Annotated in this window: 12 protein-coding genes; all 12 read right to left on the bottom strand. The window is 32.8% G+C overall.

What is annotated here, in order from left to right:
* Positions 1 to 321: 321 nt before the first annotated feature.
* The 12 genes from GAN53_RS02540 to GAN53_RS02595 all read right to left on the bottom strand — a co-directional run bounded on the left by GAN53_RS02540 (position 322) and on the right by GAN53_RS02595 (position 13,503).
* Entirely contained in the window at positions 322 to 2,397 is a 2,076-nt protein-coding gene (locus GAN53_RS02540) for a heavy metal translocating P-type ATPase (protein WP_151409431.1), read from the bottom strand.
* Positions 2,397 to 2,711 carry a DUF6110 family protein gene (locus GAN53_RS02545; RefSeq protein ID WP_151409432.1) on the bottom strand — a complete coding sequence of 105 codons (315 nt, stop codon included), beginning with the start codon at positions 2,709 to 2,711 and terminating at the stop codon, positions 2,397 to 2,399. The genes GAN53_RS02540 and GAN53_RS02545 overlap by 1 nt, the downstream gene beginning before the upstream one ends.
* 92 nt (positions 2,712 to 2,803) lie before the next feature.
* Entirely contained in the window at positions 2,804 to 4,045 is a 1,242-nt protein-coding gene (gene dinB, locus GAN53_RS02550) for a DNA polymerase IV (protein ID WP_151409433.1), read from the bottom strand.
* A gap of 168 nt (positions 4,046 to 4,213) precedes the next feature.
* The gene (locus GAN53_RS02555) at positions 4,214 to 5,287 is read right to left on the bottom strand and encodes an RNA polymerase sigma factor RpoD/SigA (protein WP_099321559.1); all 1,074 of its coding nucleotides are present in this window, start codon (positions 5,285 to 5,287) and stop codon (positions 4,214 to 4,216) included.
* A gap of 36 nt (positions 5,288 to 5,323) precedes the next feature.
* Positions 5,324 to 5,848 carry an NYN domain-containing protein gene (locus GAN53_RS02560; protein WP_151409434.1) on the bottom strand — a complete coding sequence of 175 codons (525 nt, stop codon included), beginning with the start codon at positions 5,846 to 5,848 and terminating at the stop codon, positions 5,324 to 5,326.
* Positions 5,832 to 6,539 (bottom strand): 23S rRNA (guanosine(2251)-2'-O)-methyltransferase RlmB, encoded by a 708-nt coding sequence (rlmB, locus tag GAN53_RS02565; protein WP_151409435.1) that lies wholly within the window; start codon positions 6,537 to 6,539, stop codon positions 5,832 to 5,834. Before rlmB ends, GAN53_RS02560 begins: the two co-directional genes overlap by 17 nt.
* The gene (cysS, locus tag GAN53_RS02570) at positions 6,539 to 7,960 is read right to left on the bottom strand and encodes a cysteine--tRNA ligase (RefSeq protein WP_151409436.1); all 1,422 of its coding nucleotides are present in this window, start codon (positions 7,958 to 7,960) and stop codon (positions 6,539 to 6,541) included. The genes rlmB and cysS overlap by 1 nt, the downstream gene beginning before the upstream one ends.
* On the bottom strand, positions 7,961 to 9,442 hold the full coding sequence (gltX, locus tag GAN53_RS02575) for a glutamate--tRNA ligase (RefSeq protein ID WP_151409437.1): 1,482 nt from the start codon (positions 9,440 to 9,442) through the stop codon (positions 7,961 to 7,963). It abuts the gene before it with no gap.
* A 215-nt stretch (positions 9,443 to 9,657) separates the two neighbouring features.
* Positions 9,658 to 11,064: an alanine/glycine:cation symporter family protein gene (locus GAN53_RS02580; RefSeq protein WP_151409438.1), complete on the bottom strand. Its 1,407-nt coding sequence runs from the start codon at positions 11,062 to 11,064 to the stop codon at positions 9,658 to 9,660.
* Between the two features lie 225 nt (positions 11,065 to 11,289).
* A complete protein-coding gene (tnpA, locus tag GAN53_RS02585; RefSeq protein WP_151409439.1) occupies positions 11,290 to 11,760 on the bottom strand; it encodes an IS200/IS605 family transposase in 471 nt (156 codons plus the stop codon).
* A gap of 292 nt (positions 11,761 to 12,052) precedes the next feature.
* Positions 12,053 to 12,967, bottom strand: a complete 915-nt coding sequence (locus GAN53_RS02590; protein WP_151409096.1) for an IS3 family transposase — start codon at positions 12,965 to 12,967, stop codon at positions 12,053 to 12,055.
* Positions 12,910 to 13,503: a helix-turn-helix domain-containing protein gene (locus GAN53_RS02595; protein WP_151409095.1), complete on the bottom strand. Its 594-nt coding sequence runs from the start codon at positions 13,501 to 13,503 to the stop codon at positions 12,910 to 12,912. The genes GAN53_RS02590 and GAN53_RS02595 overlap by 58 nt, the downstream gene beginning before the upstream one ends.
* Positions 13,504 to 13,536: the final 33 nt, after the last annotated feature.

Consider the following 13,536-nt stretch of genomic DNA (forward strand, 5'->3'; position numbering starts at 1 on the left):
TTATAAATATTTATGCATACTTATACAATATATGTATTGATATTATTGCATTTCTTATACAAGGTTTGATATTTATAACAAAATCTTTATTTAAATATCGTATTAAATGCAGTTGATATCTTAGCCAATTAAAGCATTATACAAATATTTTTCTTATATATCTTTTGCTGAAAATTTTATGCATTTCAACTTAATTTTTCTTGAAATTTATTTATTATTTTGAATATTTAAAATTAATTATCCAAAAAGTTTTTTATAAGAAAAAAACTCTCAAAGTCATAAGCTTCTTTAGACTTTGAGAGCAATATTTTTATTTGAATTTTAATCTTTATAAGTTCTCATATTGTTTGATGCTATTGCTACTGTTGATAGATTATGTAGTAGAGCACATCTGGTATTGGTCATTAATCCCAATACTCCTAATATTATTAGACTTGAATTTATTGCAACAATATTTACGTAATCTCTTCTTATTCTCGCATTCATTTGCTTAGCAATTTTTGTTACATCAATCAAACCATGTAGGTCGTCGCTTCCTATGGATATATCTGAGATTTCTTTGGCTATATCTGCTCCTTGGTGCATAGATATTCCAACATCTGCACTAGATAGCGCTATAGAGTCATTCACTCCATCCCCAAGCATTACGACAATTTTGCCTTTTTTCTTCTCTTCTAAAATGTATTTTTGTTTATCTTCTGGTAGAACTTGAGACTTGTAATAGTCTAGGTCAAGTTTGCTGGCTATACTTTTAGCCGAGTTCTCTGCATCTCCTGTAAGCATCACAATGTTATCAATTGATAATTCTCTAAGTGATTTTATTATTTCTTTTGCTTCTTCTCTTAAAGGATCATCTATACATATTACTGCTTCCAGCTGATCATCAAGAGCCAAATATAAGAGCGAATAGTTCTCTTTTAGGTTATCGATGATTTCTTTTTTATTATCGTCAATTTTTATGCCTTCATCGTCGAATATAAAATGCTCAGAACCTATTAAACTTGTTTTTCCATCTATGGTCGATCTTATACCATGCGCTACTATATATTCTGGTTTAGAATGCATTTCTTCATGCGTTAGCCCTTTTTCTTTGGCATGTTCTACTACAGCTCTAGCTATTGAGTGAGGAAAATGTTCTTCCAAACAAGCTGCTATTCTTAGGCATTCATCTTCATTTAAGCGATTACAAGCGATAACCTTTGCTACCTGAGGCTTTGATTTGGTTAGTGTTCCTGTTTTGTCAAATACAACTGTGTTTGCTTTTGATAGATTCTCTAGATATTTGCCACCTTTTACTAAAACTTTCTTTTTCGATGCCTGACTTATAGCTTTCATAACCGCTATAGGTATAGTTAGCTTCAAGGCACATGAATAATCTACCATCAAAAATGATCTAGATTTTTCTAAATTTTTTGTAATTGCATATGTTATCCCTGCACCTATGAAAGAATATTTCACAAGCTTATCTGCCATATTTTCAGCATTTTTTTGTGCTAGAGATTTAGTTCTTTCGCTATCTGATATAAGTTTTATTATATGGCTTAGTCTTGACTGATCATATTTTTTCTTTGTTTGAACAAGTATTGATCCTTCTTCAATAGCCGTTCCTGCAAACACTGTGCTTCCTACGGTTTTTTTCACTGGATTGCTTTCGCCTGTAAATGATGATTCATTTATCATAGCTATACCATTTACAACTGTCCCATCTACAGGTAGAACATTCCCCATTTCTACTTCTACTATATCTCCAACATCTACTTCTTTTATGTTTTTGATGATTTTTTTCTCTTTTTCAATTACAAAAACATTGTCAATATTTAGTGATAGTGATTGAGCTAAGTCTTCTTGAGATTTTTTCATTGTGTAATCTTCAAGTTTCTCTCCTAGTCCAAGTAGAAACATTATATTTGCAGCATCTGAAAACTTCTTATTTGCCAAAGATATTCCTATAGCTGTTGCATCCAGAAGCTCTACGTTAATCTTTGCTTTGCACAAAGCCTTAATCCCATTTTTAATAAATGGATATGCTCTTACAAAAAGTGCAAAAGTTCCTATAGGAGCTGGAAGCAAGTATTTGAAAAATATTCTTTGATACATGGCATCTCTTAGAATATGAAATATATCAATTTCTGATTGACCCTTAAATGTTGGATCTTCAATTTTTGTACTTGCTATAACTTTATTATCTAAATCAAGTATATATCTAGCGATACTCGGTAAATTTTCTTCACTATAAAAAAGCGTAAATGACTTTGTAGCATAAGAAAGTTCGCAAGAGTTAACTCCTGCGATTTTTTCCATTAGATATTTAAGTTTATTAAGATCTTCCTTTTCTATATAATCTTCATAGGTAAAGCGACTTCTTCCATAGATTCTATGAACTATAGAAGCTCTCATTACTCTTCTACTTCCTCTTTAACTTCATCTTGTGATTTTTCTATATCACAAGCAACATTTTCTATATCAATATTTGCTTCTTTTTCAGCTTCAGCTTTATCCTCAGCTTTCTTTATTTCTTTGGCTTCTGCAACTATGTCTTCTGCTGAAAGCTTCGCAGACTCAACTGCATTATCGATTGATTCTTTTACTCTTAGTCCTTGTTTAACTATGTTTACGCCTGCTTTTTTTGCAAGTCTCGAATTTAAAATTTTGCCTCCTACAGCGCCTATAATAAGACCTGCTCCTACATTTAGGAATTTTTTTTCTATCATAAACCCTCCTAATACTTTTTATAAATTCTTTATTTTATAATATATCATTATATTGCTTTTTATATATTTTTGCAATCAGATTATTATTATTTTCACATATTATAATGCCTCAATGGCAAAGTTATGACATCCGTCATATTTTTTGGCAAGGCCATATCGCCTTTTAGGGCGGCAAAAGTTAGAGAATCCTTGCCATATTTTTTTCTAACCAGATAAATGGCCTTGTCAAGATCTTCTTTTTTTTGAAATTTTTCATAATTTAAAAACATATCTATTTGCTTATCAAGACCGTAGCTACTAAGGTGGATGGCTCTTATTCCGACAGCTCTTATTGGGAAAGTCCACTTGTAGTTGTTTTTAAAAATTTCCATGGCATTTTCTGCCAAAATAATCGAACTTTGACTTGCCATAGGAAGTCTACTTGCAAAGCTAAAGCTTTGAAGCTTGCTATTTCTAATAAAAATTTCAACTCCCATGGCAGAAAGATTTGCTTTTCTCAATCTTTTTGAAACAGAAAATGAAAGCTCTTGAAAAATATTATAAACTTCCTCATTTTTTTTCAAATCTCTAATGGTAGTTACGCTGTTGCCGATAGATTTGATGGGATCTTTGTGATCTCTATCTACAACAGGTCTAAGATCTAGACCATTACAATATTGCCAAAGATAGATGCCGTTTACTCCAAGCAATCTTTTTAAAGTATCTTTAGGAGCTTTTGCCAAATCTCCCAAGGTAAAAATGCCGATTTTTTTTAATTTTTTCTCCGTAGCTCTTCCAATTCCAACCATTTCACTGACATCCAAAGGCCAAACTTTTTTCTTAAAATTATCTTTAGTTATTATGGTTGTAGCATCAGGTTTTTTCATATCTGATCCAAGTTTTGCAAAAATTTTGCAAAAGCTTACCCCGACACTTACAGTAATTCCAAGCTCTTCTTTCATTCTCTTTCTAATTTCATTTGCAATTTCTTCACCAGATCCAAAAAGATGAGTCGAACCGGTCACATCAAGATAACATTCGTCAAGGCCAAAGGGTTCCACCTGATTGGTGTACTGGTAATAAAGATTTCTTGCCAATTTTGAAACTTCAAGATATTTTTCGTATTGAGGTGGGACGAGAGTTAAATTTGGGCATTTAGCAAGAGCCTTCCAAATCGGCTCGCCTGTCTTAACTCCCATTTTCTTTGCTTTTTCACTTTTGGCAAGAATAATCCCGTGGCGATTTTTGGGATTTCCAGCAACAGCTAGGGCAATTCCTCTTAATTTGGGATTTAATTTAGCTTCTATCGATGCATAGCAAGCGTTCATATCTGAATGTAAAATAACTCTTTGCATAAAAACTCCTATTGTGACTTTTAATGTTAAACCAGGACAACTAGTGTCTTGATTTAATTATAGGACTTTTAGTGTCTTGTGTCAAGTTTAAAACGCTTGACTTTCTTAGAAGTTTTTACAAAAAAACTGCTGCAAATAAATCCTAAGTTTATTTTGCAACAGTTCTTTTTAGTTTTCAGCATCGGAATATTCTTTTAATTTGCCTAAAGCCTGATTTTCAATTTGTCTAATTCTTTCTCTTGATAGGTCATAGATTGTTCCTATTTCTTCTAGAGTTTTTGGCTTTTCGTTATCTAGACCGTAGCGGTAAATTATTATTTGTTTTTCACGATCTGTTAGTTGGTCTAGAGCTTTCATCAAAAAATTTTCCATATCTTTTTCAAGTATTAATATATCAACTGGGGTTGATTCATCTCCTACCATATCCATTAGCTCATCGCCTGTTGAATCTTCACTATCTAGGTTGATATTTAGAGATGTGGAGTTTACTTGATTTCTGTTGATTAAAAACAAATCGTCAGCTTGTTTTTTGTCGATTCCTTCTTTTTCAAGGATTTTATAGATTTCTTCATCGCTTGCTTCTGGATTTGCCTTTAGTATTTGTTTTAATTTGTTTAATTTCAAATATTTGCCAGCAGGAATTCTAATTGTATGGCCTTCTTTGTTGATGGCCTTTCTAATAGCCTTATCTATCCACTTGTAGGCGTAGGTTGTAAATTTGTAGCCTAAGGATAGGTCAAATTTTTCTGCAGCTCTAATCATTCCAAGCATTCCAGATTGAACAAGATCTTCAAGATCCAAATCATTGCCATGGGACCTATAAAAATATGAAGCGCGGCTTCTTACAAGTCCTTGGTTTTTTTCTACAAGAGCTGAAAGGGCATTTTGATTGCCTTGTTGGAATCTTTCTACTATTTCTTCGTTGGTTAGATCTGATAATTTCATCATATCTTTTCTTGTTATTGGAGATAGGGATACAGGTTCAGACCTTTTTATAGGTCTATCATCTTCTTCATCTTCACTTTCTTCAATGATATCGTCATCTATATCATCGATCTCTTCGATTTCTTCAGGGTCACTTATCCCTTCTTCTTCTAAAAGATAGTCGGTTAATTCTTCTTTTTCATCATCCGATAATTCTTCAAGGACACTTGCTATCTCCTCTTCATTCATATCTTCGGAGTTGAAAAAGGAGCGGATTTTTTCAAGTGTAGCCTCTTCTTTTAAATTTATTTTATCCATATTTTACCTTTGAATTTATTTTACTATTAAAATTATCTAATTTTCCAAATCTTTTTTCATATCTTCGATTTTTTCAATCAATTCTTCTGATAGGGGAAAAGATTTGAAATTTCTATTAAAATCAGCACGCTTTTTTCTTTTTATTTTTGAATTATTGTTGTAAATTGCGGCTTTTAGCTCCTTGGATGTCATTCTTTGGGCAGCTTTGCTTGCTGCTAGTATTTGGATTTGACTATCATCTGTAACTACTTTTAAATTTTCACTTCTGGCAATTTTTAGGATTTGCTTTTCTATGTAGGTATCTGCCGTTTGGAATTTCTTGGTGTAAACAATCTTCATTCCATATTTTTCGCTAATTGTTTCTTTGTTTCTGTCAAGATTGTAGGCATCAAAGACTATCACAACTTCTTCATCAGTCATTGATGCATACTCAGCCAAATAATCAATTAGCTTCTCTCTTGCAGCTTCTAAAGATTCTTTGGATATTTCTTTTAAATCAGACCGGGAATTTATTACATTATAGCCATCTATAATGGTTATATTTCTACGATTTCTCGCCATTATCCCTTATAACCTCATACATAGCTATGGCAGATGCTACGGAAGCATTCAAACTATTAACCTTGCCTATCATAGGAATTTTTACTAGGCTATCGCATTTTTCTCTGGTAAGTCTACTAATTCCATCTGCTTCATTGCCAACAACTAACGCCACTTTGCCGCTAAGATCAGTTTCGCTAAGCTTACTAGTAGCTTCGCCTGCAAGGCCATAAACCCAAAATCCATTTTCTTTTAATTTTTCTATAGTCTTATTAAGATTTGTCACCATAACAAGGTCGATATTGTTGATGGCGCCAGCACTTGTTTTATAGACTGTAGGAGTTACTTTTGCCGACCTACGTTCTGGAATTATTACTGCATCAAAGCCAAAACTTTCAGCACTTCTGATTATTGCACCAAGATTGTGAGGATCTTCTATCTTATCCAAAAGTATAAGCCTTGTGGCATCTTTTATATCGTTTATGGACTTATAATTATAGGAATCAACTTCAACCATCACGCCCTGGTGGTTCATATCTATCTTATCAAAAAAATCTTTGTTGACAAATTTTATTTCTACGTTTTTTGCCCTAAGTTTTTCTATGATTTTTTCTACAATTGGAGTATTTTGTTTGATGATGTAGGCCTTGTGGATTTTTATTCCTGCATCAATTGTCTCTAAAATAGGCTTTCTGCCGTAGATTTTATCCATTAGATTAGCTCCCACTTAACGCCATCTCTGGTGTCTTTGATGCTAACTCCTAAGTCTTTTAGTTGATCTCTAATTTCGTCAGCTTCTTTGTAATTTTTGTTGATTTTTGCTTGATTTCTAAGCTCTATAAGCTCCAAAATTTGCTTTTCATCTACGTTGGCCTTTGATTTTTTCCTATTTTCAAGACCTAAAACTTCTTCAAATTCATTGAAATAATCCAAAGTTTTTTCTATGAGATATTTGGAATTGTTAGCATCAATTTTGCTGTTGGCAAATTTTACCAAATCAAACAAAACTGTGATAGCATCGGCTGTATTTAGGTCATTATCCATAACCTCTATAAATTTATTTTTAAAATTAGCTAGGATTTTGAGATTCTCTTCTTCGCCAGGGATTAGTTCTATTTTGGTGTTATTTTCTGATAGATCTTTTAGCCTAAAATAAGCATTGTTGATCCTATCTAGGGAATTTTTTGCCCCTTCTATGATCTCTCTGGTAAAGTTAATTGGTTGGCGATAATTTGTAGTTAAAAGCCAAAATCTTATAACCATAAGATCGTATTCTTTTTTGATATCGTGGAGGGTAAAGAAATTTCCCAAAGACTTACTCATCTTTGTTCCATCAACTTGGATCATGCCATTGTGCATCCAATAATTAGCAAAAGTTGTGCCGTTGTGACTTTCTGATTGGGCGATTTCATTTTCGTGATGTGGAAATTCCAAATCTTCACCACCAGCGTGAATGTCTATGGTTTCTCCCAAAATTTTCTTATTCATAGTTGAACATTCTATATGCCAACCTGGGCGACCCATGCCCCATGGAGAAGACCATGAAACTTCGCCATCTATCTTGGTTTTTTTCCAAAGAGCAAAATCTAGTGGACTTTCTTTTTTCTTAGCTTCTTCGCTTTCTAGTCTATTGCTGGCTCCATGAACTAAATCTTCAATGTTTTTTCCAGATAATTTGCCATAATCTTTGACAGTTGAAACTCTAAAATAAACATCACCATCCACTTCATAAGCTGCGCCTTTTTCTATTAAATCTTTTACAAATTCGATAATATCATCCATTACCTCGGTTGCTCTTGGGTGGATGGTGTTTTCTTCGTCAAGATTTAAATCTTTGGCATCTTCTAAGTAGGCTTTTATATATCTATCTGTTACTTCTTTGGTTGAAATGTTTTCTTTTATTGATTTATTAATTATTTTATCATCTACATCTGTGAAATTTACCACATAGCTTACATCGTATCCGCGATATCTCATATAGCGTCTAAAGGTGTCAAAAACAACAAGTGGCCTAGCATTTCCAATATGCATATAATCATAAACAGTAGGCCCACAGACGTACATTTTTATTTTGTTTTCTTCAATTGGTTGAAACTCTTCAATCTTTCTTGTGAGCGTGTTATGAATTTTCATTTAAAAATTTTCCTTTACAAATTTTAATCTATTATTAATCTTATCTTTGCCCATTAATAGCATAACATTTGACAAATCTGGTCCATGAACTGATCCTGTTATAGCAGCTCTTATTGGGAACCACAAGTTCTTGCCCTTGATGCCTGTTTCTTTTTGGATTTTTTTCATAATTGTTTTGGCAAAATCTGCATCAATTTCTGAAACTTCGTCAAGTTTTGCTAAATAAGCATCGATTAATTTTTTGGAATCTTCTTCTTTTAAAATCTCCTTTGCCTCATCGTCATAGCAAACTTCGCTATCTTCTAGATAATAATTCTTTGAAAGTTTTGGAGCATCAGAGAATTTATCGATTGCTGATTGCCAAGTTTCTGCCAATAATTTGTAATTTTCATCTGAATAATTTTCATCTACAAGGCCAGATTTTTCCATAAAAGGCTTGATGGCTTTTGCCAAATCTTCAACGGACATTTCTCTTACATAGTGGCCATTTACCCAATCAAGCTTTCTTTTGTCAAAAACAGCTCCAGTTTTATTTACTCTATCAAAGTCAAATTGCTTAGCTAATTCTTCTATTGAGAAAATTTCTTCTTCGCTATCTGGCGACCAGCCCAAAAGTGCCAAAAAGTTTATCAAACCTTCTGGTAAATATCCCTCTTCGATGAAATCTTCTACCATTCCATCGCCATTACGTTTAGAATATTTCTTGTGATTTTCGTTAAGAACGGTTGGTAGGTGGATATATTCTGGAGCATCCCAGCCAAAGGCTTCGTATAAATAAACGTGCTTTGGAGTTGAGCTTATCCATTCATCTCCACGAACAACGTGAGTTATTTTCATAAGATGATCGTCAACTACAACTGCAAAGTGATATGTTGGAAATCCATCGCGTTTGATCAAGACTTGATCGTCCATATCGTCAGTATTAAAGGTGATTTTTCCTTTTATTCTATCGACAAAAGAAATTTCGCGATTTTTTGGAAGTTTTAGTCTAACTGTATATTCTTCGCCATTGGCAATTCTTTTTTTGGCTTCTTCTAGGGGAATTGACCTACATAGACCATCGTATTTTGGTGTAAGACCATCAGCTTTTTGTTGGTCACGAACCTTATCAATTCTCTCTTGTGAGCAGAAGCAATAATATGCCTTGTCTTCTTCTATAAGTTTTTCGATATATTTATTATAAATTCCAGCCTTTACTCTATCAGATTGAATATATGGACCATATTCTCCTCTTTCAGTAACTTTGCCAGACTCATCGAGCATTACACCTTCGTCTATTTCAACTTTTGCCCAAGAAAGAGCCTTTAGTAAATTTTCCAAAGCTCCCTCAACAAATCTGGTTCTGTCGGTATCTTCAATTCTTAAAATCATTGTCCCGCCTGTGTGTCTTGCATATAAATAGTTAAATAAGGCAGTCCTTAATCCACCTATATGCAAATATCCTGTTGGGGATGGGGCAAATCTTACTCTTACATCAGTCATTTTCTTCTCCTCTTTGCTAAAAATATAAATACACTTTGTTTAATTATAATATATTTTTAAATAATTTGATAATTAAATTTGATATTATTTAGAATATGAAAGGGAGTGCATTACACTCCCCCTCCTTTTAACTTATTTAATTATAACATTGCTTACTCTTAAAATCAACTTTGTCAAGGATTTTTTTAAAAGTTTTGATCTTTTTTGATTTTCACCTAATCCCATGCATTAATATCTTTTAGATAAGGCTTTAATTCTTTAATATTTTCAGGGATAAATTTTGGATCTTTGCCAGCTTTTAGCTGAATCATATAATCTTTGTAAGAAGCTACGGCAAGTTTTCCTATAAGCATTAGGCAAACTAAGTTTATTATCGCCATAATGCCCATAAAAATATCTCCAGTATTCCAAACTATAGAAAAATCTCCAACTGATCCTAAAAATACAAAGCACATTACCAAAACTCTATAAATGCTAAGGCCAGTTTTGCCAAGACCAAGGTAGGAGATATTATTTTCTCCATAATAATAATTTCCAATTATTGAAGAAAATGCAAACATCAAAACACAAATTGTCAAAAGATGTAATGACCAAGCTCCTAGCTCACTTGATAAAGCAGCTTGGGTTATGGCAAGGCCTTGAAGATCCGGATTATTATAAATTCCTTCTCCTCCAATAATAATTACAAAAGCAGTTGCTGAGCAAACTACAATTGTATCAAGATAAACCCCCAAGGCTTGGATTAAGCCTTGTTTGGCTGGATGACTAACATCTGCAACGGCTGAAGCATTTGGAACAGCTCCCATGCCGGCCTCGTTAGAAAATAATCCTCTTCTTACTCCATTTAAAATAGCGCTCCCAAAAAGTCCGCCAAAGCCTGCCTTTAGGTTAAAGGCTTCTTTGAAAATAAGTCCAAACATATGAGGTACTTTTGTTATATTTGTAAGTAAAATTACTAAAACCAAAATAATATAAATAATTGCCATAATTGGAACCAATAATGCGGTTATATCTGCAATTCTTTTTAGACCACCAAAAATAATAAAGCCTGCAAAAATACAAATAATAAGTCCAACTATCCAAGGCTTGATATTTAGTGAAGAAGCAAAACCAGAAGCAATAGTATTTGCCTGCATGGCATTAAACATAAAACCATAAACGATACAAATAACCACAGCAAAAATGCTTGCTATATGAGGATTTTTTAAAGATTTGCTCATGTAATAAGAAGGTCCGCCCTTAAAAGTTCCGTCAGGATTTTTTTCCTTAAAAATTTGTCCCAAGGTATTTTCTACAAAAGATGTTGCACCGCCAATAAGAGCTGTAACCCACATCCAAAAAACTGCTCCAGGGCCTCCTACTGAAATGGCTGCTGCAACTCCAACGATATTTCCAGTTCCTATATGGCTTGCCGCAGAAATTGTAAAAGCCTTAAAAGGTGAGATTGCATTTTCATCTTCAGGTTTTTTTCTGATTAATTTAAAGGCATGGGAAATATTAGTAATTTGTCCAGCCTTAATTTTGTAAGTAAAATACAAACCCAAGCCCAACAATAAGGGGATAAGCATATTCGTATAAATTTTGCCACTGATAAGGTCAGTGATCTTCTTAAAAGTTTCCATAATTTCCTCCTAATAATATTTATTCATAATTTCTAATAATTAATTATAAAACTTTTTACTACTTTACTTTGATTTTTTGATAAAGTAAATAGGAAAATCAAAACTACCAGCTTAGCTGGTAGTTTGCAAAGCGCCTATAAGGCGCGAATACCGGCACGCCCCTATTGGGGCTGTCGAGTATTCCATCGCATGCACCACTATCCCAACTACTGCTTAAGCAGTTTTTTATTTGTTTTTATTTACTGACTCTCCCGTAAACGGGTCATAGTATTCCTTTATACTTATTTGGTCAGTATAATAATCTTCCTTTAATTGATTTTGTATATATTCTTTTATTTTCTTTTCATTTCTACCGACTGTGTCCACATAGTATCCTCTACACCAAAAGTGTCTGTTTCCATATTTATATTTTAAGTTTGCATGTCTATCGAATATTATCAGCGAACTTTTTCCTTTTAAATATCCCATTATTTGTGATATTGAATATTTTGGTGGTATTTCTAACAACATATGGACATGATCTGGACATAGCTCTGCTTCTATTATGTTTATTCCTTTTCTTGAACATAATTCTCGAAGTATGCTTCCTATATCTTTTCTTAGTTGTCTATATATTACTTGTCTTCTGTATTTTGGCGCAAAAACTATATGATATTTGCATCTCCAGCTTGTATGTGATAAAGTATTTTTATCCATGAGTGCCTCCTTATTTAATTGTGCATGTGAATATCACAATTATACTTTAAGGAGGTTTTCTTGGTGCTTGAAGCTAAAGCTAAATCCCTCCACCTGCATAGCAGGTGGTTTTTTGTTTCGCTCTCTTTCGTTCGCTCAACTCACTTAAGTGAAACAACAACAATAAAAAAGCCCTACAAAAAATTTGTAGGACTTTAAGGTGACCCCACAAAGTTGGACCTAATACCAGAGTTAGAACTAAACTAGCCCTGGTATTTCTTTGTCCTATCCTACCCCTAGGGGTAGGAAATTTTTATGCTGCATTCTTCTTTCTGTATTCTATTGGTGATAAGTATCCTAATTTTTCTTTTATTCTTTCTTCGTTGTAATATTTTATGAAATCTTCAATTGTTTGTTTTAAGTGCTCGTATGAATAGAATTTATTTCCGTAATATATTTCTTGTTTTAATATCCCAAAGAAATTTTCCATTGGTGAGTTGTCTAAGCAATTTCCTTTTCTTGACATGGATTGAGTGATGTCATTTTCTTCTAGTTTTGATGTGTATTGCTTTACTTGGTATGCCCAGCCTTGATCAGAGTGGAATATTCTTTTTTCTTTATTTTTATTAGTTACCTCTATTGCTTTGTCTAAGGCTTTTAAGATTGGTTCTATTGTTGGGTGTTTTGATATTTCATAGCTAAGTATTTCACTGTTGTACATATCTAGGTATGGGTTTAGATAGAGTTTCTTTATTTGATATGTTCCTGTTTTATCTTTTTCTAAATACTTAAATTCTGTTGTGTCTGTTGTTATTTGTGTGTATGGTGTTTCCACTTTAAAGTTTCTTTTTATTTTGTTGTCTGATATTTTTCCTACCTGTCCTTTGTAGGATGAGTATTTTCTTGTTTTTCTTGAATAGCTTTTTACTTGAAGTTTTAACTTTTGAACTAATCGTTGTACTTTCTTTTTGTTTATTATCAGTCCTGATCTTTTTAACATTGCTGTTATTCTTCTGTAGCCGTAGTTTGGATTGTCTTTTCTTATTTTAAGTATTTTCTTTTCTAATTCTAGATCTTTATTTGGTTTATTTAAGCGTTTTTGCCAATACATGTATGTTGATTTGGCAATGTTAAAGTATTTTAACAAGTCTTTTAGTTTGTATTTATCTCTTAAGACTTTGATTGTTTCAGCAATTGTCTTATTTCTGTATCTGTCATTTGAGACAATTCTATCTTTTTTTTTATTGCATCATTTTCTAATTGAAGCCAATAGTTTTCTTCTTCTAATTTCTTTATCTTTTCTTTTAGTTGTGCTTGTGTTAATGATTCATTTTCTAAATTAGTTATGTTTGCTGATGATTCTATTTTAGTGTCTTTTGATCTCTTTGGGGATTTTGGCATTTTTGAAGGTCTTCCTCTCTTTTTAGATCTAAGTCCTTCAATTCCTTTTTCTCTATATTCATTGACCCATCGGGTGATTATTGATGGATTATTGATTTTAAGATTGTTTGCTAGGCTTTGATAGGACATTTCTCCTGTTAAGTACAAGTTTACTACATTTAACTTGAATTCCAAAGTATATTGTGTATTTTTTCTTTTTACTTTTAGTCCTTCATAGCCTTGTGATTTGTATGCATTTACCCAGCTTTTCACTACGCTTTCTGATGGTATGCAATATTTGTCTGATAAAGATTTATATGAGATGTTTGATTCTAAATATTCTTTTACTACTTTCATTTTGAATTCTGTGCTATATTTTGCCATTAAAAAACTGACCTCCGTTAGTTAGTTTTTAGG

The sequence above is a fragment of the Anaerococcus sp. Marseille-P9784 genome, assembly GCF_902500265.1.
In the GTDB taxonomy this organism is placed as follows: domain Bacteria; phylum Bacillota; class Clostridia; order Tissierellales; family Peptoniphilaceae; genus Anaerococcus.